Origin of the sequence: Pararoseomonas sp. SCSIO 73927, assembly GCF_037040815.1 — a bacterium.
Classification (GTDB): domain Bacteria; phylum Pseudomonadota; class Alphaproteobacteria; order Acetobacterales; family Acetobacteraceae; genus Roseomonas.
Genome location: NZ_CP146232.1, coordinates 2,454,525 through 2,474,581, shown reverse-complemented (window position 1 = coordinate 2,474,581; position 20,057 = coordinate 2,454,525). Strand labels below are relative to the sequence as shown.

Annotated in this window: 18 protein-coding genes; 6 read left to right on the top strand and 12 right to left on the bottom strand. The window is 71.9% G+C overall.

Annotation, left to right across the window (positions count from 1 at the left end; genetic code table 11):
- The first annotated feature begins 148 nt into the window (after positions 1 to 148).
- The 3 genes from VQH23_RS11695 (at position 149) to VQH23_RS11685 (ending at position 2,829) form a co-directional block, all read left to right on the top strand.
- On the top strand, positions 149 to 1,204 hold the full coding sequence (locus tag VQH23_RS11695; RefSeq protein WP_338665819.1) for an iron ABC transporter permease: 1,056 nt from the start codon (positions 149 to 151) through the stop codon (positions 1,202 to 1,204).
- Positions 1,201 to 2,001 (top strand): ABC transporter ATP-binding protein, encoded by an 801-nt coding sequence (locus VQH23_RS11690; RefSeq protein ID WP_338665818.1) that lies wholly within the window; start codon positions 1,201 to 1,203, stop codon positions 1,999 to 2,001. The genes VQH23_RS11695 and VQH23_RS11690 overlap by 4 nt, the downstream gene beginning before the upstream one ends.
- A gap of 324 nt (positions 2,002 to 2,325) precedes the next feature.
- Positions 2,326 to 2,829, top strand: a complete 504-nt coding sequence (locus tag VQH23_RS11685) for a hypothetical protein (protein WP_338665817.1) — start codon at positions 2,326 to 2,328, stop codon at positions 2,827 to 2,829.
- Positions 2,830 to 2,870: 41 nt separating this feature from the next.
- On the opposite strand, the gene VQH23_RS11680 is transcribed toward VQH23_RS11685, so the two are convergent.
- Genes VQH23_RS11680 through VQH23_RS11670 form a run of 3 tightly spaced genes read right to left on the bottom strand, consistent with a single transcriptional unit; the run spans position 2,871 to position 6,744 of the window.
- Positions 2,871 to 3,428 carry a biliverdin-producing heme oxygenase gene (locus VQH23_RS11680; protein WP_338665816.1) on the bottom strand — a complete coding sequence of 186 codons (558 nt, stop codon included), beginning with the start codon at positions 3,426 to 3,428 and terminating at the stop codon, positions 2,871 to 2,873.
- A gap of 2 nt (positions 3,429 to 3,430) precedes the next feature.
- Positions 3,431 to 6,184, bottom strand: coding sequence for an ATP-binding protein (locus VQH23_RS11675; protein ID WP_338665815.1), 2,754 nt, complete (start codon positions 6,182 to 6,184; stop codon positions 3,431 to 3,433).
- The gene (locus VQH23_RS11670) at positions 6,184 to 6,744 is read right to left on the bottom strand and encodes a cytochrome b/b6 domain-containing protein (RefSeq protein WP_338665814.1); all 561 of its coding nucleotides are present in this window, start codon (positions 6,742 to 6,744) and stop codon (positions 6,184 to 6,186) included. The genes VQH23_RS11675 and VQH23_RS11670 overlap by 1 nt, the downstream gene beginning before the upstream one ends.
- Before the next feature lie 145 nt (positions 6,745 to 6,889).
- On the opposite strand from VQH23_RS11670, the gene VQH23_RS11665 reads away from it, so the two are divergent.
- On the top strand, positions 6,890 to 7,744 hold the full coding sequence (locus tag VQH23_RS11665) for a galactosyltransferase-related protein (RefSeq protein ID WP_338665813.1): 855 nt from the start codon (positions 6,890 to 6,892) through the stop codon (positions 7,742 to 7,744).
- 277 nt (positions 7,745 to 8,021) lie between these two features.
- Here the strand turns inward: VQH23_RS11665 and VQH23_RS11660 are convergent, their stop codons facing one another.
- Together VQH23_RS11660 and VQH23_RS11655 are read right to left on the bottom strand one after the other, a co-directional pair.
- The gene (locus VQH23_RS11660; protein ID WP_338665812.1) at positions 8,022 to 9,785 is read right to left on the bottom strand and encodes a lytic transglycosylase domain-containing protein; all 1,764 of its coding nucleotides are present in this window, start codon (positions 9,783 to 9,785) and stop codon (positions 8,022 to 8,024) included.
- Between the two features lie 584 nt (positions 9,786 to 10,369).
- Positions 10,370 to 11,227 carry a uracil-DNA glycosylase gene (locus VQH23_RS11655; RefSeq protein ID WP_338665811.1) on the bottom strand — a complete coding sequence of 286 codons (858 nt, stop codon included), beginning with the start codon at positions 11,225 to 11,227 and terminating at the stop codon, positions 10,370 to 10,372.
- A 266-nt stretch (positions 11,228 to 11,493) separates the two neighbouring features.
- On the opposite strand from VQH23_RS11655, the gene VQH23_RS11650 reads away from it, so the two are divergent.
- A complete protein-coding gene (locus VQH23_RS11650; RefSeq protein ID WP_338665810.1) occupies positions 11,494 to 13,188 on the top strand; it encodes an electron transfer flavoprotein-ubiquinone oxidoreductase in 1,695 nt (564 codons plus the stop codon).
- 157 nt (positions 13,189 to 13,345) lie between these two features.
- On the top strand, positions 13,346 to 13,591 hold the full coding sequence (locus tag VQH23_RS11645) for a hypothetical protein (protein WP_338665809.1): 246 nt from the start codon (positions 13,346 to 13,348) through the stop codon (positions 13,589 to 13,591).
- A gap of 7 nt (positions 13,592 to 13,598) precedes the next feature.
- On the opposite strand, the gene VQH23_RS11640 is transcribed toward VQH23_RS11645, so the two are convergent.
- The 7 genes from VQH23_RS11640 to VQH23_RS11610 all read right to left on the bottom strand — a co-directional run bounded on the left by VQH23_RS11640 (position 13,599) and on the right by VQH23_RS11610 (position 20,041).
- Positions 13,599 to 14,567: a tripartite tricarboxylate transporter substrate binding protein gene (locus tag VQH23_RS11640; protein ID WP_338665808.1), complete on the bottom strand. Its 969-nt coding sequence runs from the start codon at positions 14,565 to 14,567 to the stop codon at positions 13,599 to 13,601.
- A 60-nt stretch (positions 14,568 to 14,627) separates the two neighbouring features.
- Entirely contained in the window at positions 14,628 to 15,518 is an 891-nt protein-coding gene (locus VQH23_RS11635; RefSeq protein WP_338665807.1) for a dihydrodipicolinate synthase family protein, read from the bottom strand.
- Positions 15,515 to 16,717, bottom strand: coding sequence for an exo-alpha-sialidase (locus VQH23_RS11630; RefSeq protein WP_338665806.1), 1,203 nt, complete (start codon positions 16,715 to 16,717; stop codon positions 15,515 to 15,517). The genes VQH23_RS11635 and VQH23_RS11630 overlap by 4 nt, the downstream gene beginning before the upstream one ends.
- Positions 16,717 to 17,847, bottom strand: a complete 1,131-nt coding sequence (locus VQH23_RS11625) for an iron-containing alcohol dehydrogenase (RefSeq protein ID WP_338665805.1) — start codon at positions 17,845 to 17,847, stop codon at positions 16,717 to 16,719. Before VQH23_RS11625 ends, VQH23_RS11630 begins: the two co-directional genes overlap by 1 nt.
- 17 nt (positions 17,848 to 17,864) lie before the next feature.
- Positions 17,865 to 18,695 carry an IclR family transcriptional regulator C-terminal domain-containing protein gene (locus tag VQH23_RS11620; protein WP_338665804.1) on the bottom strand — a complete coding sequence of 277 codons (831 nt, stop codon included), beginning with the start codon at positions 18,693 to 18,695 and terminating at the stop codon, positions 17,865 to 17,867.
- 116 nt (positions 18,696 to 18,811) lie between these two features.
- Positions 18,812 to 19,501, bottom strand: coding sequence for an SDR family oxidoreductase (locus VQH23_RS11615; RefSeq protein ID WP_338665803.1), 690 nt, complete (start codon positions 19,499 to 19,501; stop codon positions 18,812 to 18,814).
- Positions 19,502 to 19,561: 60 nt separating this feature from the next.
- On the bottom strand, positions 19,562 to 20,041 hold the full coding sequence (locus VQH23_RS11610; protein ID WP_338665802.1) for a MarR family transcriptional regulator: 480 nt from the start codon (positions 20,039 to 20,041) through the stop codon (positions 19,562 to 19,564).
- Positions 20,042 to 20,057 lie beyond the last annotated feature (16 nt).

The window sequence follows — 20,057 nt, the reverse complement described above, 5'->3', positions numbered from 1 at the left end:
TTTGTGAAGCCGCTTGCGAATGATTATCCTCTGCGAAGTCCCCTGCCCCACCCGGAGCCTTCATGATCCGCCGCAGCCCGCTGCGCCTCGCCGCCCCTCGCCCTGTCACCGGGCCGCGTTCCGGCCGCATCAAGCGGGCCCTGCCGCGTTGAGCACCCTTGCCCTGGCCGAGGGGGCGGCCGCCGGCTATCGCCGCCTCATCCTGCGCCGCTCCCTCCTGCTGGCGCTGCTCACCCTCCTCCTTATAGCCGCCTTCCTGCTGGACGTGGCCACGGGCCCGGCCCGCCTGCCGCTCTCCGCGGTCACGGACGCCCTTCTCGCCGGGCGCGGCGCGGGCGGCCCCATGTCCGTCATCATCTGGGACGTGCGCCTGCCCTACGCCGTCATGGCCGTGCTGGTGGGCGCCGCCCTCGCCTTCGCGGGCGCGGAGATGCAGACCGTGCTGGACAACCCGCTGGCGAGCCCCTTCACCCTCGGCGTCTCCTCCGCCGCCTCGCTCGGCGCGGCGCTGGCGATCGTGCTCGGCACCGGCCTGCCCTTCGTGCCGATGGACTGGCTCATTCCCGCCAACGCCTTCCTCTTCGCCCTCGCCGCCATGCTGCTGCTGCAGTTCATGGCGCGGCTGCGCGGGGCCGGGGTGCAGGCGCTGGTGCTCTTCGGGATCGCCCTCGTCTTCGCCTTCAACGCCCTGGTGGCGCTGATCCAGTTCGTGGCGACGGAACAGGCCCTCCAGCAGCTCGTCTTCTGGTCCATGGGCAGCCTCGCCCGCTCCTCCTGGGACAAGATCGCCATCCTCGCGGCGGCGCTCGCCCTCTGCATCCCCTTCTCCGCCCGCGCTGCCTGGCGCCTCACGGCGCTCCGCCTGGGCGAGGACCGCGCCCGCTCCTTCGGCGTGGACACGGAGGCCACCCGGCGCGGCGCCCTGCTGCGCGTCTCGCTGCTGGCCGGCACCTCCGTCGCCTTCGTCGGCACCATCGGCTTCGTCGGCCTCGTCGGGCCGCATGCCGCGCGGCTGCTGGTGGGGGAGGACCACCGCTTTTTCCTCCCCGCCTCCGCCCTCTGCGGCGCGCTCCTCCTCTCCCTCTCCTCTGTCGCCGGCAAGCTCGTCGTGCCCGGTCTCCTGGTGCCCATCGGCATCGTTACCGCCCTCGTCGGCGTGCCCGTCTTCCTGGCCCTCGTCATGGGAAGGGGGCGCGTGTCGTGAAGGGCGCACCGCTCACCGTCTCGGACCTCCGTGTCGCCTATGGCCGCCGCGTGATCGTGGAGGGGCTGAACCTCGCCCCGCTGAGGCCCGGCACCCTCACCGCCCTCGTCGGCCCGAACGCCGCCGGCAAGTCCACCCTGCTGCGCGGCATCGCCGGCCTCGTCTCCGGCACGCGCGGCACGGTGCGGCTGGGCGAGCGCGACCTCCTCGGCATGTCCATCCCCGAGCGCGCGCGGCACCTCGCCTACATGCCCCAGGGTCTTCCGGGCGGCGTGGCGCTGACCGTAATGGAAACCCTGGTCGGCGCCCTGCGCGCCGTGCCGACCGAGTTGGCGCCGGACGGCGCCGCGGCTGCCAACCACGCCATCGCCGTGCTGCGCCAACTCGGCATCGAGCACCTGGCGCTCCGCTCGCTGGACCGCCTCTCCGGCGGCCAGCGCCAGCTCGTCGGCCTCGCCCAGGCCCTGGCGCGGGAACCGGACGTGCTGCTGCTGGACGAGCCCACCAGCGCCCTCGACCTGCGACACCAGGTCTCCGTCATGGCGCTGGTGCGGGAGACCGTGCTGCGCGCCGGCCTCGTCGGCGTGGTCGTGCTGCACGACCTCGCCCTGGCCGCCCGCTTCTCGGACCGGTTGGTGGCGCTCAGCGCCGGCGCCGTCCAGGCGGACGGCACGCCGGAGGAAACCCTGACGCCGGACCTCCTTGCCCGCGTCTACGAGGTGGAGGCGCGGGTGGAGCGCTGCTCCCTCGGCCATCTCCTCGTGCTGGCGGACGCACCGATCAAGGGCGCGGCCTGACCCATCCGGACCCAGGGGGCTACCCGACCGGTCAGCCCCCTGCCATCGGCACTCATCCCGCCGTCCCTCTCGTCTCCGCTCTTGGGGCCGGAGCGTACAATCGGCCACGCGGCCCTGCCGGTTTCAATTGGCCATCCCGGATCGTCGTCTTGTCGGTAAAGTGCTGCTCGATGGCCATCGAAGCCAGCACCGGCACCCTCATCGGAGCCTGGCAGGAAGCCGACATGAGGGTCCTCGCCATGGACTATCCTCCGGAAGCCTCATCCGATAGGACGCCACATGCCTCTGAACCGACGCATCCTACTCGCCGCAGGAGTGCATGGAATGGCAGGTCCCGTGGCGACTGCCGCACCACCCCCCAGAGTTCTGTACCAGGGCAGTCTGCTGGCCGACTATTTCCAGGTCTACCTCCGGGACGAGGCCCATCCCGACCTGCCCGACGACTACACCGATGAGGCGATCGCCCACCGTCTCTTGGCCGGGCCACACGCCGTCATTCTCCATACGGCACGCAACATGACCGTGCCGATTCGCGTCGAATGGCACGGCGGGCGTCCCACCGTCGACCACGACGCCTACCAGCACATCGTCGAGGCCCGCTTCGATTGTCCCTCGGGCCAACTCGTCCTCGCTGGCCTGACGGATTACGGCCCCAGCGCCCCACGATTCCCAGTGAGGGCGGGGCCACTCGGCGTCCGTGCGGGCTTCTCGGGCCTTGATACCCTCAGCGCGGACGGTCTCGAAGGAAGTGATCGCTACGTGGTGCAGCTTTGGCCGGGACCTGAACCGGATGGCGTGCGCGTGCTGAAGTCCTGGCCGGCCGCATAGCGGTTTCACACCTCCCCCTGAGGCGGACCGCCACCGCAGGATCAGCCCGGCACCAGCATCCAGTCCGCCAGAGTCGCGAAGGTGTTCTTCGCCCCCCGCAGAACCGCCTCCGCGTCGGGCTCCGCCTCGAGCCGGCCGAGGAAGGCGCGCCACATGGCCCCCGTCGCCTCGCCATGCCCCGCGAAATAGGATCGGGCACCCTCCGCGAGGCCGGTCTCGTCCAGCCGCTTCAGGATGAACCGTCCGCCGAGCGTCGATCCTTCCATGACGTAGAGGGATCCAATCGCCTCGCCGCGCCCGCGCAGGGCCGGGGGCGGGCAGACTGGCAGGGTTTCCGGCTCCACGCCCAGCGCGCGCAGGTCGTCCCGCAGCAGGTGCAGCCGCAGGCGCGGCGCGAGAAAGCCGTCATCCCCCAGCGCCGCCGCCACGGCCGGCTCCCACCCCGCCCAGAAGCCGTGGAACCGCTCCAGCACGGCGACGTAGCGCGCCGCCGTCAGCCCGGGATCGGCCAGGCGCAGCCCGTCCTCCAGGCGCTCGTGGTCGGGGCGCGTCTCCGCGCGCAGGCGGTCGCGGATCGGGACATCGGCGGCGATCGACACGCTCAGATCATCGCCCGGATCTTGGAGGTCAGGGCGTCCATGGCGAAGGGCTTCGTCATCACCTGCATGCCCGGTTCCAGCACGCCGTTCCCCAGCGCGGCGTTCTCCGCGTAGCCCGTGATGAACAGCACCTTCAGCCCGGCGCGGCGCGCGCGCAGCGCGTCGGCCAGCTGGCGCCCGTTCATGCCGTTGGGCAGGCCGACATCCGTCACCAGCAGGTCGATCCGCGGCATGGCCTCCGCGGCCCGCAGCCCCTGCACGCCGTCATTCGCCTCCACCACGCCGTAGCCCAGCTCGCGCAGCACCTCGCCCACCAGCATCCGCACCACGGGCTCGTCATCCACCACCAGCACCGTGCCGCCCTCGGGCGCGAGGACGGAGGCAACCTCCTTCACCCCGTCCCGCTCCGCGTCCTCGCCCTCCGTGGAGCGCGGCAGGTACAGGCGCACCGTCGTGCCCTGCCCGGCCTCGGAATAGATACGGACATAGCCGTTGGACTGCTTGGCGAAACCGTAGACCATGGAAAGGCCCAGCCCCGTGCCCTGCCCCAGCGGCTTGGTGGTGAAGAACGGGTCGAAGGCGCGCGCGATCACCTCCGGCGGCATGCCCGTGCCGGTATCGGTGACCGAGACCGCCACGTACTGCCCGGGCGCCACGTCGTGGTGCTGGCGCGCGTAGGACTCGTCCAGCCACCCGTTCACCGCCTCGATCGTCAGGCGCCCCCCGTCGGGCATGGCATCGCGCGCGTTGATGGAGAGGTTGAGCAGCGCATTCTCGAGCTGGTTCGCGTCGCAGAGCGCGGGCCAGAGCCCGCCGGACATGACCGTCTCCACGTGGATGGCCGGCCCCACCGTGCGGCGGATCAGCTCCTCCATCGAGGTGACAAGGCGGTTCACGTCCGTCGGCCGCGGGTCCAGCGTCTGCCGGCGGGAGAAGGCGAGCAGCCGGTGCGTCAGGGCCGCCGCGCGGTTGGCGGAGGTGGTGGCGGCGCCGAGGTAGCGGTCCAGCTCCGTGAAGCGCCCCTGCGCCACGCGGCTCCGAAGCAGCTCCAGGCTGCCGATGATGCCTGCCAGCAGGTTGTTGAAGTCGTGTGCGATCCCGCCCGTGAGCTGGCCCACCGCCTCCATCTTCTGGCTCTGCCGGAGCCGTTCGTTCAGCTCCGCGATGCGGGACAGGCTGCGAATCACCACCTCCGTGATGGCGTGGCGCAGCGTCGCAGCGATCTCCAGCTCCCACTCCGCCCAGGGTCGCGCGTAGCCGTGGCGCTCCTCCACCCAGCGGTCGAAGGACTGGCGGGGCATGACGGAGCCGCTCTCCGGCTCCACCGCCTTGTGCGGGTTGCCGCCCCAGCTGACGAGGTGCGGCTCCTCCGGCCGGAACCAGAGGATCATGTCCTCCCGGTCGGCCAGGAACACGGCCAGCACGCCGCTGGCGGTGGCGGCGTGCGGCGCCCACTCCGGGAAGTCCTCCGGCAGGTGGTCGGCGTGGAAGATCTCCTCCGCGCCCCGGGCGCGCAGCCAGGCGGCCAAGCGCAGCACCTCGGCCTCCGGCGGCGCGACGCCCAGCGTTTCCACCCGCCCCTGCCGCACCACCGCCGCGCCCGTGCAGCCGAAGAGCGAGGCGATGGTGACGGAGCCGGCCGTGAGGGCCGAGGAGACGTCCTCCGCCTCCGCCATGTGCGCCAGCAGTTCGGAGAGCCGGCCGTTGTCGGCCCGCCGCGCCTCCTCCGCCATCATCCGCTCGGCGCCGCCGATCCGGAGCGCGAAGGCGTCCGTCAGCGCGGAGGCCGCGGCGCGCTGCCCGGGCGAAGGCCGGTGCGGCTGCCGGTGGTGGCACACCACCAGCCCCCAGAGCTGCCCCTCGTGCAGGATGGAGAGCGACATGGAGCCGTCCACCCCCATGTTGCGGTGGTACTGCAGATGCACCGGCGAGAGGCTGCGCAGCCGGCAGAAGGACATGTCGATCGGCTTCTCGGGCGCCATCGAGCTGTCCCAGATCGGGTCCCGCAGCAGCGCCATCGGCTCCGCGTCACGGCTGGGAACCCAGCGGATCAGGCTGCGCCGGTACAGCTCCCGCGCCTGGGCGGGGATGTCGGAGGCGGGGAAGTGCAACCCGGCGAGCGACTGGTCCCAGTCCTCCACCATGTCCTCGGCCAGGGTCTCGCCGTGCCAGTCCCGGTCGAAGCGGTAGATCAGCACCCGCTCGTAGCCCGTGAAGAAGCGGATTCCCTCCACCGTCACCCGCGCGAGGTCCTCCAGCCGCCCCCCCGCCCCGCGCAGCCGGGCGATGGCGCGCTGCAGGGCCCGGGTGGCGCTCAGCGCCTCCTGCTCGTCCCGCGGCGCCACCCGCTCCAGCTCGATCAGCACCATCCCGTCCCCGGTGTGGCTGGCCACCTCGAAGGCACCGCCGGGCAGCGTCAGCCCGGTCTCCCACGGCGCCTCGCCCGGCATGTCGCCGGCCGCCGCCAACCCGGCCAGCGTGGCGGCGAACTCCTCGCCGAGCACGGCGCCGACCGAGAGGCCGATCAGGGTGTTGGAGGCGGTTCCCTCCGAGAGGATCCCCGCATTCTCGCTCGCCGCCACGATCGCCATGCCGCGCGCGGGATCGGCCATCAGCAGCACCCCGTGCGGCTGGATGGAGCCGGGTATGTGGATCGGCTCCTGCGCGCAGAGCGCATCCGCCCGGTCCGGCAGTTCCGGCTCGGCCTGGGCCACCACGCCGCGCAGCTTCGGCTGGATCGTCACGCCCGGTGCCATCAGCGCCGCCCGTCCTGCGGTGGGAGCATCCGGTCCAGCAGCCCGTCGCGCCGCACCGCCACGTGCCAGACCGTCCCCGCGAGGTGCAGCAGCACGAGGGCGTAGACGGCGAACTGGGTGTTCACGTGAACCGTGTTGGCCAGCACGCCCAGCGGGTCGTTCTTCGGCAGCCCCGGCAGGGAGAGCAGGCCGAAGAAGGGCACGGGCTGCCCGTTCCCGGCCATCAGGTAGCCGGTCACCGGCATGATGATCAGCACAGCGTAGAGGCCCCAGTGGTTGAGCCGCGCCAGCACCTGCAGCGCGGGCGGGTCCGGATCCGCCGGCGGCGGGTGGCGGAAGCGCCAGGTAATCCGGGCGAGAACGAGCAGGAGAACGCTAATCCCGAAGGATTCGTGCAGCAGATACCAGAAGACCCGCACCTCGCCGGGCGGGAAGTTCTCCGCAACCCACACGAAAGGCAGCAGGAGGAAGAGCAGCGCCGCCGTGATCCAGTGCAGCGCCTGTGCCATGCCGGTGAACCGGGTGGACGGGGGCTGCGTCGTGTCGGTGCCGGTCGCCATGCCCTGTCCAAGAACGCAGTGTCCTATTTAAGGGCCGAACGCGCCGCATCCAACCCGCGCATGCCCCTCCCCGAGACAAATGCGCGTGGCTGGCGGGACGCCCGCCCCCCTGCTATCCCCCGCCGCCCCCTTGGCGGAGTGAGCGATGACGGCGCCGGACCTGAGCGTCCTGACCCTGGTGAAAGGGCGGGACGGGCACCTGGCCAACCTCCTCGCGGGACTCGCGCGCGGCACGCGGATGCCGGCGCGCTGCATCGTGGTGGACATGGGCGAGACCCCCGCGGCGATGCCCCCCACCCCCTTCCCGCTGCTGCACCACCGCCTCCCCTCCCCCGGCCTGCCGCTCGCCAGGGCCCGCAACGCCGCCGCTGCCCTGGCGGAGACGCCCCTGCTCGCCTTCCTCGACGTGGACTGCATCCCCGCCGCCAACCTAGTGGAGGCCCTGGCCGCCGACGTCGCCGCCCACGACGCCCTGATCTGCTGCGAGATCCGCTACCTTCCCCCCGGCGTCACGGACCTTTCCGAGCCGGCCCTGATGGCCGCCGGCCAGCGCCACACCGTCCGCCACTTCCCCGAATCCGGCCTGCGCCCGGAAGCGAACACCGGCCTGTTCTGGTCCCTCGCCTTCGCCGTGCGCCGGGAAAGCTTCCTGCGCCTCGGCGGCTTCGACGAGAGCTTCACCGGCTACGGCGGGGAGGACACGGATTTCGCCTTCCGCGCGCGGGAGGCCGGGCTTCCCCTCCTCTTCACCGCCTCCACCACCGCCTTCCACCAGCACCACACCGTCCACGAGCCGCCCCTGCAGCACTTCGCCGACATCGTGGCGAACGCCGCCCGCTTCCGGGCACGCCACGGCTTCTGGCCCATGGACGGCTGGCTGGACGCCTTCGCCCGGATGGGCCTGATCGAGCCGCTGGATGACGGGATCACGATTCACGTGCGGCGCGCCCCCACGCCCGAGGAGATCCGCGCGGCGCAGCGGCCCGACCGGGCCTACTGATCCTTTGTTGGCGGTTTGTGGCCAGGGAGAGGAAGAGGGAATTCTTCCCCTCCCTGGCCCCCTCACCATCATCTTTTTCTAGGCTTTGGAAGCAACCCGACTAGCGGTGCGCCTCGGGTCGATGACCCGAGGCGACTGCAAGGGCAGGAAAGATGCCAATCGTAGAGGGCTGGCACCTCCCGTCAGTCCCGCGGCAGCCCCATGCAGGTCCGGGAGCCTCAGGCTCCTGGCGGGGGTCCAGGGGGCGGAGCCCCTTGGGGCCACCCGCACCACCCCATCAACGCACCCCGCGGTTCCGGGCCACCAGCCGCGCCAGCTCCTCTACCCCCAGGAAGCGCGGCGCGCTGCCGGCCGCCAGAGCGTCCAGGCTCGGCGCCGGCAGGCCCAGGCGACTGGCGTAGATCCAGGAATAGGCCAGCACGCGCTGCACGTAGGCCCGCGTCTCGTTGAAGGGGATGCTCTCGATGAAGAGGAAGGGGTCCTCCCGGTGGCCGTTGGTGGGCATCCACTTCGTCAGGTTGCCCGGGCCCGCATTGTAGGCGGCCAGCATCCGGATCAGGTCGCCCTTCACGTTCTCCTGCGAGGAAAGGTGCAGCAGGTAGCGCTGGCCCAGTTCCAGGCTGAAGCCCGGATCGTGCAGCCGCCGGCCGCCATCTCGGAGGCTGGCATCCCCGGTGATGTAGGCGGCAGTAGCCGGCATCACCTGCATCAGCCCGCGGGCGCCCGCGGGGGAGACGGCGTCGGGGTCGAAGTTCGATTCCTGCCGGGCAAGGCCGTAGATCAGGGCCGGGTCGGCCCGCCAGCCGCCCTGCGGCTCCAGCCGGGGCACGGGGAAGCGGGCGTAGTCGCGCGGGCGGCCGTCCGCTGCCTGCGCCTGGGAGGCGAGCATCGTCGACAGCTCCGTCATTCCCGCCCCCGTCGCGGCGGCGAGCATGGCGCGGGCCAGGCCGGAATTGCCCCTCGCCACGGTCCAGAGGCGGCGCAGCTCCGCCTCCGCCCGGGCCTTCTGGCCGATCTGGATCAGGGCCAGGGCGCGCCAGCCGCCGGCCGTCTCGGCCAGGGCGGCGCCCTCCGCCTCGCCGGCCACCTCGCCCTCCCAGGCGAAGCCGAAGGGCAGGCCCAGCGCGCGGCGGGCCACCAGCCCGTAGAAGGTGCGCGGCTCCTGCGCGGCCTGGAGCATCCAGGGCACGTAGCCCTGCGGCCGGCGGGCGCGCACGGCGGCGCGGGCGGTCCAGAAGGCGGCGGCGGCGCGCAGCACGGCGGGCGCCGTCTCGTTGCGGGCGGCCCCCTCGAAGAGGGGCAGCGCCGCCTCGTACTGGCCCAGCCCCCAGGCGGCGAGCCCGGCGGTGAACCCGGCCTGGGCCGGGGCGCCCGGGGTGCGCGCGGCGAGGGAGCCGACGCGGAAGGCGTCCGCGTCCCGCCCGGCGGTGAAGAGGACCTGCGCCACTTCCGATTGCAGGGCGGCGGCATAGGCCGGCGTCATGCCGCGGGTGGAGGCGATGTAGCGCAGCGCGTCCTGCACGTCTCCGCGCCCGGCCATCTCGCGCACGGTGCGGTCCAGGGCGGGGTTCCGCGCCAGGGGGCGGGCGGCGGCCGCGGGCGGCTCGCGCTCCTCCGGCGGCACCTCCTGTCCTGGGGGGGGAACCTCCTCCGCGGCGGGGGCGCCGGGCAGGGCGGGCACGGCGGCGCCGCGCGGCAGGCGAGCCACCAGCAGGGCGTGCAGCCGCGGCGCGTCTGGGTGGTCGGAGTTGTCGGAGAGCCAGGCGCGCAGCTCCGCGGCCGTTGGCTCCACCCCGCCCGCACCGGGGCCGCCGGCGCGCCAGCGGTCCGCCAGCACGTGGCCCATCAGCCGGCGGTCGTCCAGGCGCTCGGATTCCCGCATGGCCTGGGCCATCTCGCCGCTCGCCTGCAGCTCGAAGATGCGGCGCAGCCGGGCGGCGTCGGAGGGGGCGAGCGGCTGCGGCATGCCCGGCACGGCGGGGCTGATCCCGGCCAGCGGCGTGCGCGCGAAGGAGAGGGCAATCTCCTGCGGTGTGCTCATCTCGGCTAAGCGCGTGGGCACGCGGGCCAGCACGGGCTCCGGCGAGTGCGCCGACGGTACGGGGCCGGGCTTCAGGCGCGCGGTGCGCCCCGCCGGCTGCCCTACAGGGCGCCGGACAGGAGCGCGTGAGAGGATGCGGACGGCGCCCTGCGGCAGGGCGCGCGACACGTCCTGGCCGAGCCGGCCCCTGACATCCCGGGTCACATCCCGGATCGGGGCACCCGCGCGGGCGGGCAGCCCCGTCCGAAGGGAGGGACGATGGGGAGCGGGGGGCCGCTGCGCGGTCCGCTGGGTCATGGCGCGCGCGGTCTCGCGAAGCGAGGGCTGCTCACGCCGGGAATGGGTCTCTGCACGCTGCGGAGCGGCCTGGGCCATGGACCCGCACAGGGCGAGCGCAAGCGCCAGCGCCACCCGCATCGCGCGCGCTCGCCGGGGGGGACGGCGACCGAGCCCGAGGGGGGAAGCTCGCATGGGCGGCCACCGTTAGGGGGGTCGGCCCCCGGGGGCAAGCAACCCTGACGCGATCCTGCGCCCCGCAGAACGCGAATCAGGGGCTTAGGAGACGTAAGGCCTTCACGTTCCGTTCATGCGCCCGCCGCGCCGGGCGGCGGTGCCCCGTCCAGCGCCCGCCGGAGCAGCCGCAGGTCGGTCCAGGCCTCCCGCTTCGCGGCAGGCTGGCGGAGGAGATAGGCGGGGTGCAGCGTCGCCAGGGTCGGCACCGCGCCCAGCCCCGGCACCTCCAGGCTGTGCCACCGGCCGCGCAGCCGGGTGATGCCCTCGTTGCGCCGAAGCAGCGCCTTCGCCGCGGTACCGCCGAGCAGCACGAGGTGGCGCGGGCGGACCAGCGCCAGGTGGCGCAGGACGAAGGGGGTGAAGACGTTCATTTCCGCGTCGGTCGGGGTGCGGTTCCCCGGCGGGCGCCAGGGCAGGATGTTTGTCAGGTAAGCGTTGCGCGCCCGCTCCACCCCGATGCTGGCGAGCATGCGGTCCAGCAGCCGTCCGGAGACGCCGACGAAGGGCTTGCCCTGCCGGTCCTCATCCGCCCCCGGCGCCTCCCCCACCAGGACAAGGCCGGAATCCGCCACCCCGTCCGAGAGGACGAGGTTCCCCGCCGTCTCCCGCAGCGGGTGGTCCAGGGCGGCAAGTGCGGTCCGCAGCCCCTCCAGGCTGTCGGCGCCGGCCGCCAGCTCACCCGCCCGGGCCGCGGCGGGGGCGAAGGCGGCCGCCGCGGGGGAAGCGGCGCGCGGCGCGGCCGGGAGCGCGGCCGGGAGCGCGGCCGTCTGGGCGGCGGGCGCGACGGGGCGAGGCGCGGACGGCACCGCGGCCGGGCGCGGCCGGGTGCGGTCCAGCGGCGCCTCATCCAGCGCCTCGTCGGCGCCCCAGGCGATCTGCAGCTCCAGCGCGGCGAGCAGGGCGGCTGTCTCGGCCGCGTCCAGGTCCATGGTGGAGGTATCGCGCCTGCGCGCCCCCGCGCGCAATGGCCCTTCACCAGGTCGATGAGCGGCCCCTGTCCGTGCAACGGCGCCCCATGTTCCCGGGCGCTGGAGCGCGACGTTTCCGCACCCCGAAGCGCGACGTTGCGAACCGCTTGCAACGCAAAGCCCCGCAATGCTCCCGGCGCGGCGGCGCGCGCCGAATCCTGCACGGATCGAGGGTTACGCAGAGGAGAAGGCGACGCTACATCCACCGGAGATCGGGAGGAGCGACCGTGTCCGAACGCGAGAGCATGGAATTCGACGTGCTGGTGGTGGGCGGCGGCCCCGCCGGACTGGCCACGGCCATCCGGCTGAAGCAGGCCTCGCCGGACGCCAATGTGTGCCTCGTGGAGAAGGGCTCGGAGATCGGTGCCCACACCCTCTCCGGCGCGGTGCTGGAACCGCGCGCGCTGGACGAGCTCTTCCCGGACTGGCGCGACGACCCGCCCGCCCTGGCGACGCCCGCCGGCGACGACCGCTTCATGTACCTGACGGAGAAGCGCGCCTTTAAGCTCCCCACCCCGCCGTCCATGAACAACCACGGGAACTACGTGGTCTCCCTCGGCAATGTCTGCCGCTGGCTCGGCGCCAAGGCCGAGGCGCTGGGGATCGAGATCTACCCGGGCTTCGCCGCCTCCGACCTCGTGATCGAGGAAGGCGTGGTGAAGGGCGTGGTGGCCGGCGTGATGGGCATCACGCGCGAGGGTGAGGAAGGCCCGGACTTCCAGCCCGGCATGGAGCTGCGCGCCACCTACACCGTCTTCGCGGAGGGCTGCCGGGGATCGCTGACCAAGCGCCTCTTCGAGAAGTACGACCTGCGCAAGGACTGCCAGCCGCAGACCTTCGGCCTGGGCATCAAGGAGCTGTGGGAGATCCCGAAGGAGAAGCACACGCCGGGGCTGGTGTGGCACTCCACGGGCTGGCCGATGAAGAGCGACACCTATGGTGGCTCCTGGCTCTACATGCTCGGCGAGAACCTCGTCTCCATCGGCTTCGTGGTCGGGCTGGACTACCCCAACCCCTGGCTCTCGCCCTTCGACGAGTTCCAGCGCTTCAAGACCCACCCCGAGGTCCGCAAGTTCCTGGAGGGCGGCAAGCGCATCTCCTACGGCGCCCGCGCCCTGAACGAGGGCGGGCTGCAATCCGTCCCGCGCCTGGTCTTCCCGGGCGGGATGCTGGTGGGCGACACGGCGGGCTTCCTCAACGTGCCGAAGATCAAGGGCACGCACACCGCGATGAAGAGCGGCATGGTGGCCGCCGACGCGATCGCGGAGGCCCTGAAGGGCGAGACGCGGCCGGAGGTGCTGGAGAGCTACCCCGAGGCCATCCGCAAGTCCTGGGTGTGGGAGGAGTTGCACTCCGTGCGGAACATCCGCCCGGGCTTCTCCAAGTACGGCTTCTTCGGTGGCATGGCGGCCGCGGCGCTGGACACCTACGTCTTCCGCGGCAAGGCGCCCTGGACCTGGGTGCATCACGCCGACAACGAGACGCTGAAGCCCGCCAGCAAGGCGGAGAGGATCGTCTACCCCAAGCCCGACGGCGTGCTGACCTTCGACCGCCTCTCCTCCGTGTTCCTCTCCAACACGAACCACGAGGAGAACCAGCCCGCCCACCTCGTGCTGAAGGAGCCGGAACGGTGGAAGGGCGTGAACTGGGACCAGTTCCGCAGCCCCGAGAGCCGCTACTGCCCGGCCGCCGTCTACGAGGCGGTGGGGCCGGAGGCGGAGCGCGAGCTGCGCGGCACGCCGGATGCGGAAGCCACCGGCGAGGGTGCGGCGGTGGAGGCGGGCGACGCCTCGGTGAAGCTCGTGATCAACGCGCAGAACTGCGTGCACTGCAAGACCTGCGACATCAAGGACCCCAGCCAGAACATTGACTGGCGCACGCCCGAGGGCGGCGGCGGCCCGAACTACATCGGCGGCATGTAGGGCCGGGAGGGACCGGGTCCGCCCGGTCCCTCTGGCTGATAGGTGAAGTGAGTTAACGACACTTGCGGGCCAGGGGTGACGTTACCCCGGCAGACATCAGCCCGCCCAGAACGGATGCGAGATCGCAAGGGGCTTTCCTGAACAAGGTCAGGCTTCGATGAACAGCGCCGCGCAGAACCAGGATTTCGCCTGGAAAGATATCCCCGAGGCCCTGCAGCTCGCTCTCGCGCAGGAAGCCCTCCGCCACGCCGCCGGCATCCTCGCCGGCCACGCGGAGATCCTGGCCGACGAGATCGAGGCGGGTACCCTGCTGGACCAGGGCGGCCCCGGCGCGCTGCGGCTCTTCCAGGCCGTGATCCGCAGCATGCACGGGGACGGTTTCGCGACCGTCGGCAACGCCTGACGGCGCCCTACTCCGGCTGGTAGTTCACGCTCTTCAGCAGGGCGGTCGCGCGCTCGATCTCTCGGGCGATGAAGGCCCTGCATTCGGCGATGCTCTCCGTCACCGGCTCCAGCACCTGGCCGCGCAGCCGCTCCACCACCGCCGGCTCACGCATCGTCTCCTGCATGAGCGCGTTGATGCGGCCGCAGATCTCGGGCGAGGTGCCCTTGGGCGCCCAGACGCCGTACCAGGACTGGAACTCGTAGCCGGGCAGGCCGGATTCACCCATCGTCGGCACGTCGGAGGCCAGCGAGGAGCGCTCCTTCGTCGCGATGCCCAGCACGTTGATCTTGCCGTCGCCGCGTGCGGGCAGGATGGCGAAGCAGGGGTCGATCAGCATCTGCACGCTGCCGCCCATCATGTCCGTCAGCGCGGGTTGCGTGCCGCGATAGGTCACCATGTCCAGGTCCAGCCCCGTGCGGCGCAGGAACTCGATGGTGGCGAGGTGCCCCGCGGAGCCGAGGGAGGAGATGGCGAAGTTCCAGTCCCGCGGCTTCGCCTTCGCGGCCGCGATCACCTCCGCATAGGTCTTCTCCCGCTTCGTGCCGGTGGAGGCGAGGACGAGGGGGGCGCTGGCCGTGCGGGCGCAGACCTCCAGGTCCTTCTGCGGATCGAAGGTCGCGCCGCGCAGCACCAGCGGCATGACAGCCGTGTTGAAGGCGGAGGCGAGGATCGTGTAGCCGTCCGGCGCTGCCTGCAGCACGGCGTTGGTGCCAACCAGCCCGGCCCCGCCCGTGCGGTTCTCCGCCACCGCCGTCGCGCCCAGCTTCTCCGACAGGCGCTGGGCCAGCAGGCGCCCGAGCGTGTCGTTCGCGGCGCCCGGCGGCCAGGGAATGATCACGCGGATCGGCTTGGCGCGGGGCCAGGACTCCTGCGCCTGGATCGCGGGGGCCGCCAGGGTGCCGGCGGCGGCCAGAAGAAGGCTGCGGCGGTTCATGGTTGTTTCTCCCTTGGTGTCGCAAGGGCCGGCCCCTGTTGCGGGACCGGCCCCTTCCGTTCAGGCCGCCAGAAGCTGCGAGGCCTCGTCCTGCGTCAGCGGCAGCAGCGGCGGGCGCAGCCGCGTCCAGCCCTGGTGCCCCGTCTCCTGCGCCAGCAGCACCTTCAGCGAGGCCATTTGCGCGAACTTCGACGCCAGCGTGCGCTTCGCCACCACCCGCGCCTGCGCCGCATCCACCTCCGCCGTCTTCGAGGGGTCGTTGGCGTTGCGGTAGATGAAGGCGAGGTCGGCGGCGACGAGGTTGGAGGTGGCGGTGATGCAGCCCGCGCCGCCCTCCCGCATCAGCGGTAGCAGCAGAGGGTCCGCGCCGGCCAGCACGGCGAAGCCGGGGAAGGTCTTCACCAGCATCTGCATGTTGGCGAAATCGCCGGCACTGTCCTTGATGCCCGTGAAGGTGCCGGGGTAGCGCTTGAGAAGCGCCTCGATAATCGGGGCGGTGATCGGCACGGCCGACATCTGCGGGATGTGGTAGAGGATCACGCGCAGGCTGGAATCGCCGATCCGCTCCACGATCTCGGAATAGGCGGCGATCACGCCCTTCTCGCTCGGTGCCTTGTAGTAGAAGGGCGGCAGCATCACGACGGTGTTCACGCCCAGCGACAAGGCGTGCTTCGTCAGCGCCACCGTCTCCGGGATCGCCACCACGCCCGTGCCGGGCAGCAGCCGGTGCGTCTCCACCCCGCCCCCCACCGCGGCCTCAAGGATGGCCTTGCGCTCGTCGGTGGAGAAGGAGTTGGCCTCACCGGTCGTGCCGAGCAGGGCGATGCCGTCACAGCCCTGGGCAATCAGGCGCTTCGCGTGCTCGACGAAGACGGGCAGGTCCGGGGAGAGGTCTTCCTTCAGCGGCGTGAGGGCGGCGGAATAGACGCCGGTGGGGTGGACATTGGTCATGCGGGTGCTCCGGTCCAGCTCTCGGCCACGCGGACGTATTTGATGGCCTGTCGGTAGTAGGTGTAGGCGATGTGCAGCGCCCCATCCGGCGACTGCATGATGGTCGGGTAGGAGAACTCGCGGTTCACCTTGTCCCGCGAGTTGTTCGTCATGCAATAGCCGTCGCCCGTTTCCAGGTTCCGGCGGTAGGGCCAGGTGCGGCCGCCATCGGCGGAGATCGCCAGCGTCATCGGCGCGCGGGGCACGCCCCAGAAGGTGCTGCGCACGCCCTCCACCGGCACGGGCTCCGCGCGGTCGTCGCCCTCATCGCCCTCGATATCGTCGTAGAGCGAGGTGCGGCGCTCCTTCGCGTCCGCCGCGCTGCTCTCGTTGTACACCATGCCGATATGGCCATTGGCCAGCCGCACGGCCTGCACGGAGGAGTTGTTGTTCGGCAGCTCCGTCCGCTCCGGCGCCGTCCATGTCCGCCCGAGGTCGGTGGAGCGGGAGACATAGACGTTGTCCGCCCATCGGCTGCGGTAGAAGGCGACAAGGCCTCCGTCCTTCATGTCCAGCACGGACATGTGGACGCAGCCCTCGCTCTCCGGCACTGCCACCTCGGTCCAGGTCCTGCCCTGGTCGGAGGAGATCTTCACCGCGCTGTAGTCCTTGTCCCCCACCCACTTCTTCCCAGGGGTAGTCAGGCAGACCCAGATCGGAAGCAGCCAGTCGCCGTTCTCCAGCACCACCATCGGCTGGCGCATGAAGGTGCCGCCATCCTCGCGCGGGCCGAACAGCGTCTCGATCGGGCCCCAGGAATGGCCGCTGTCGCGGGACTTGCGGCAGTGAACGATGGCCGTGTCCTGATTGCCGCTGATCTGCGCTGTCCAGATCAGCCACAGCGTGCCGTCCGGCGCGGGGAAGAGCAGCGGGTTCTGCTCGGAGCGCGCCGGGTCGTCCGAGAGCTGCTCCGGCTGGGTCCAGGTGTCGCTGCCCTTGGCGAGGCGGGAGAACTGCACGGAAATATCCGGCACCCCCTCCTGCGTCCCGCCGAACCACACGCAGGCGATGTCGCCGTTCGGCAGGTAGGTCAGGTTCGCCGCGTGGCTCTGCACGGTGGCGTGGGGGATGAAGGTCTCCACCCGCGCGGCGTCGCCGGGATGCGGCGCGAGCTTTCCGTTGGCGCTGAAGTCGGGCGGGGGGCTGACGGCGGCGGACATCAGTAGGCGGCCTCGTACATGGCCAGGATCTCGTCCCGGCTCAGGTCGCGGGGGTTGTTGTCCAGCAGGCGTCGGATGGCGTGGGCCTCCGTGGCCATGGTGCCGAGGTCGCCGCGCGGCACGTTGAGGCGGGACAGGCGCATCTCCACGCCCAGCCGCTCACAGAAGGCGTGGGTGCCTTCCAGCACCGCCTTCGGGTCGGTGGAGGCGGGCAGGCCCAGCGCCTCCAGCACCAGCGCCGTCTTCTCCGGCACGGCGGGGGCGTTGTGCGCCAGGGTGTGCGGGAAGATCAGCGCGCAGGCCAGGCCGTGCGGGATGTGGTGGCGCGTACCCAGCGGATAGGCCACGGCATGGCCCGCCGTGGTGTTCACGGGGCCCAGGCAGAAGCCGCCATACATGGAGGCGAGTGCCAGTCCGGCGCGCGCCTCCTTGTCGGACCCGTCCTTCACCGCGCGGCCGAGATACTTCCCGACCAAGCGGATGCCCTCCAGGGCGTAAAGATCGATGATCGGGTGCGCCTTCCTGCTGGTGAAGGCCTCCGTGCAGTGCGCCATGGCGTCCACGCCGGTCGCGGCCGTCACGGCCGGCGGCACGGTCATGGTCAGGTCGGGATCGACCACGGCGAAGTCGGCCAGCATGTGCCGGCTCTGCACCGCCAGCTTGTTCTGCGTGGCCGGGTCGGTCACGAGGGAGCGCGTGCCGCCTTCGCTGCCCGTGCCCGCCGTGGTGGGGATCTGCACCAGGGCAACGCTGCGCCCGCGTACCTTCTCCGGGCCGACCACGTCGTGCAGCGTCTGCCCGCTGCCCGGCAGCACCGCCACCAGCTTCGCCAAGTCCATGGCGCTGCCGCCGCCATAGCCGATGACGAGGTCGGGCTTCACCGCCTCCGCCATCGCCAGCACCTTCTCCAGGTTCGGCAGGTCGGGCTCCGGCTTCACCTCGCCGAAGACGTGCACCTCACCGGGCAGGCCCAGCAGGTCCACGCGCCCGGCATTGAAGGCATCGGCCACCACCAGCACGCGCTTCAGCCCGCGCTCCGCCACCCAGGGGGCCAGGGCGGAAAGGGTGCCGGAGCCGAACTCGATGCGCGGCGGGCGGAGAAGCTCGATGGGGCTGTGGATCTCGGGCATCGCAGGGGTTCCAGTCACTATCCGGCCCGCCGCACGCCGATGGCACCGAGCGAAAGGCGCACGCCCTCCGTCAGCTCGTCGGTCAGGCGGCGGAGATGGGGAAGGGCAGTTTCAACGAAAGCATCGATCGGCTGGCGCGCGGCGCCGATGGTGAGGCTGACGCCCGCCAGCGGCATCCCATCCACCCCCAGCACGGGGGCGGCGATGGTGCGGAGGCCATAGGCGTTCTCGCCGTCGGACACGGCGTAGCCCTGGCGCCGCACGGCCTCCAGCCGGCCGAGCAGGGCGTCCAAGTCGGTCACGGTGCGCTCGGAGAGCATCACGCGCTCCACGCCCTCCAGGTGTTCCACCTGCCGGTGCCGCGGCAGCCAGGCGAGCACGGCGTGACCCAGCGCGGTGGCATAGGCGCCCACCCGCGTGCCGGGGCGGCGCACCAGCCCGCTGCGCTCCAGCCCGTGCTGCACGCGCTGCAGGTAGATCACCTCGCCCCCTTCGATCACGCCCAGCGACCCGGCATCGGCCACGCTCGGCACCAATTCCCGCAGAAGCGGCTCGGCATGGCCGGGCAGGTCGTTGGCGGAAAGGGCGGCGAAGCCGAGTTCCAGGCAGCGCAGCGTCAGGCGGAAGCGCCGCGTGCCCGGCACGGCGCGCAGATAGTTCAGGGCGATGAGCGTGTGGATCAGGCGGAAGGCGGTGCCGCGATCCAGCCCGGCCCGAGCCGCCACCTCGGTGACGGTCAGCTCCGGCAGGTCGGCCCCGAAGGCGCGCAGCACCGCGAAGACCTTGGCGGCGGATTGGACGAGGTTCTTCGGGTTCGCCGCGGGCGAAACCTCCTCCTCTCCGGCCATGCCTCCCTCCCGTCCCACACTCTTATTGATCGGAATGCGAACATTTGTTGTGGTGTTGGGCGGAGTTTCAGCACCTCTCCCGCTCTGCCGTCAAGCAGAAGCGGGGGTGCCGCGCCCTAAAGGGAACTGCCGCCGCAGACCGTGATCCCCTGCCCCGTGATCGCCCCCGCCTCCTCCGAGAGAAGGAAGGCCACCAGCGCCGCCACCTCCTCCGGCCGGATGAAGCGCCCGATCGGCGGCACGCGGGGCGGCACCCCGGCGCGGGCGGGGTCGCGCAGCATCGGCGTCTCGGTGGCCGCCGGCGCCACCACGTTCACGGTGATGCCCCGCGGCGCCAGCTCCGCCGCCCAGGACCGCGCCAGGGCGAGCATGGCGGCCTTGCTGGCGGCGTACTGGCTGCGCCCCGGCGCGCCCGTGGCCGTGCGGCTGCCGATCAGCACCATCCGCCCGCCATCGGGCATGGCGGGCAGAAGCCGGTCCGCCAGGCGCTCCGTCGCCTCCACATGAAGCCGCCACATGGCCTGCCCGTCCCCCGGCTTGAGGGAGCCGAGCGGGTTGGTCCGCAGCAGCCCGGCCGCATGGACCAGGGCGCGCGGCGCCAGCCCGTCCAGCGCCGCCTCAAGCCCCGCCGGATCGGACAGGTCGGCGGCACGATGAGTGAAGCGGGGATCGGTGGCGCCCGGGGCAGAGCGGCTGATTCCCGTCACCTGCCATCCCTCCCGCAGCAGCCGCGCCGCGATGGCGGCCCCGATGCCGGAGGAAACGCCGGTGACGACGGCGTGGCGGGGGGAAGCGGCTTCGGACATAGCGCGGGCTCCGTCAGGGGATGGTGCCGCCCCTTTGCCATGGCCGGCGCCCCGCCGCACTCATCCCCCGCGTGCCGAGACGCGGGACAGGACTTCCGGCGCCCCTTCCTCATCCTCGCCGATCAGCAGGCGCAGCGCGCGCAGGATCAGCGCCCGCTCCTCCTCGCCCAGCGGGGCCAGCCGTTGGTCCTGGTGGGCCCGCGCCGCTTCCAGCACCGGCTTCACGCGCGCGCGCCCCTTGGATGTCAGGTGGATCAGCACCCGCCGCCGGTCCTCGCGCGTGGATCGACGGCGCACGAGCCCGTCGGCCTCCATCCGGTCCAGCACCTTCGTCATGCTGGGCTGCTTCATCAGTGCCATCGCGGCCAGCTGCCCCACGCCCAGGCCATTGATATCGGAAAGGCAGGCCAGCACCCGCCACTCCGGCACGGAAAGGTCCCACCCCTTCAGCGAGGCATGGAACGTAGAGGACACCTCATAGCTGGCCCGGGCGAGAAGATAGGGCAGGTAGTTCTCGGTGAAGGCCACGGGGGCTTCCATCCCTTTTCATATATCT

Excerpts from the sequence above, each read along its gene's own strand:
- VQH23_RS11640 (WP_338665808.1), bottom strand. The coding sequence starts at position 14,567 with ATGAACCGCCGCAGCCTTCTTCTGGCCGCCGCCGGCACCCTGGCGGCC.
- VQH23_RS11630 (WP_338665806.1), bottom strand. The coding sequence starts at position 16,717 with ATGTCCGCCGCCGTCAGCCCCCCGCCCGACTTCAGCGCCAACGGAAAG.
- VQH23_RS11635 (WP_338665807.1), bottom strand. The coding sequence starts at position 15,518 with ATGACCAATGTCCACCCCACCGGCGTCTATTCCGCCGCCCTCACGCCG.
- VQH23_RS11655 (WP_338665811.1), bottom strand. The coding sequence starts at position 11,227 with ATGGACCTGGACGCGGCCGAGACAGCCGCCCTGCTCGCCGCGCTGGAG.
- VQH23_RS11660 (WP_338665812.1), bottom strand. The coding sequence starts at position 9,785 with ATGAGCACACCGCAGGAGATTGCCCTCTCCTTCGCGCGCACGCCGCTG.
- VQH23_RS11665 (WP_338665813.1), top strand. The coding sequence starts at position 6,890 with ATGACGGCGCCGGACCTGAGCGTCCTGACCCTGGTGAAAGGGCGGGAC.
- VQH23_RS11675 (WP_338665815.1), bottom strand. The coding sequence starts at position 6,184 with ATGGCACCGGGCGTGACGATCCAGCCGAAGCTGCGCGGCGTGGTGGCC.
- VQH23_RS11625 (WP_338665805.1), bottom strand. The coding sequence starts at position 17,847 with ATGCCCGAGATCCACAGCCCCATCGAGCTTCTCCGCCCGCCGCGCATC.
- VQH23_RS11615 (WP_338665803.1), bottom strand. The coding sequence starts at position 19,501 with ATGTCCGAAGCCGCTTCCCCCCGCCACGCCGTCGTCACCGGCGTTTCC.
- VQH23_RS11685 (WP_338665817.1), top strand. The coding sequence starts at position 2,326 with ATGGCAGGTCCCGTGGCGACTGCCGCACCACCCCCCAGAGTTCTGTAC.
- VQH23_RS11610 (WP_338665802.1), bottom strand. The coding sequence starts at position 20,041 with ATGGAAGCCCCCGTGGCCTTCACCGAGAACTACCTGCCCTATCTTCTC.
- VQH23_RS11645 (WP_338665809.1), top strand. The coding sequence starts at position 13,346 with ATGAACAGCGCCGCGCAGAACCAGGATTTCGCCTGGAAAGATATCCCC.
- VQH23_RS11670 (WP_338665814.1), bottom strand. The coding sequence starts at position 6,744 with ATGGCGACCGGCACCGACACGACGCAGCCCCCGTCCACCCGGTTCACC.
- VQH23_RS11620 (WP_338665804.1), bottom strand. The coding sequence starts at position 18,695 with ATGGCCGGAGAGGAGGAGGTTTCGCCCGCGGCGAACCCGAAGAACCTC.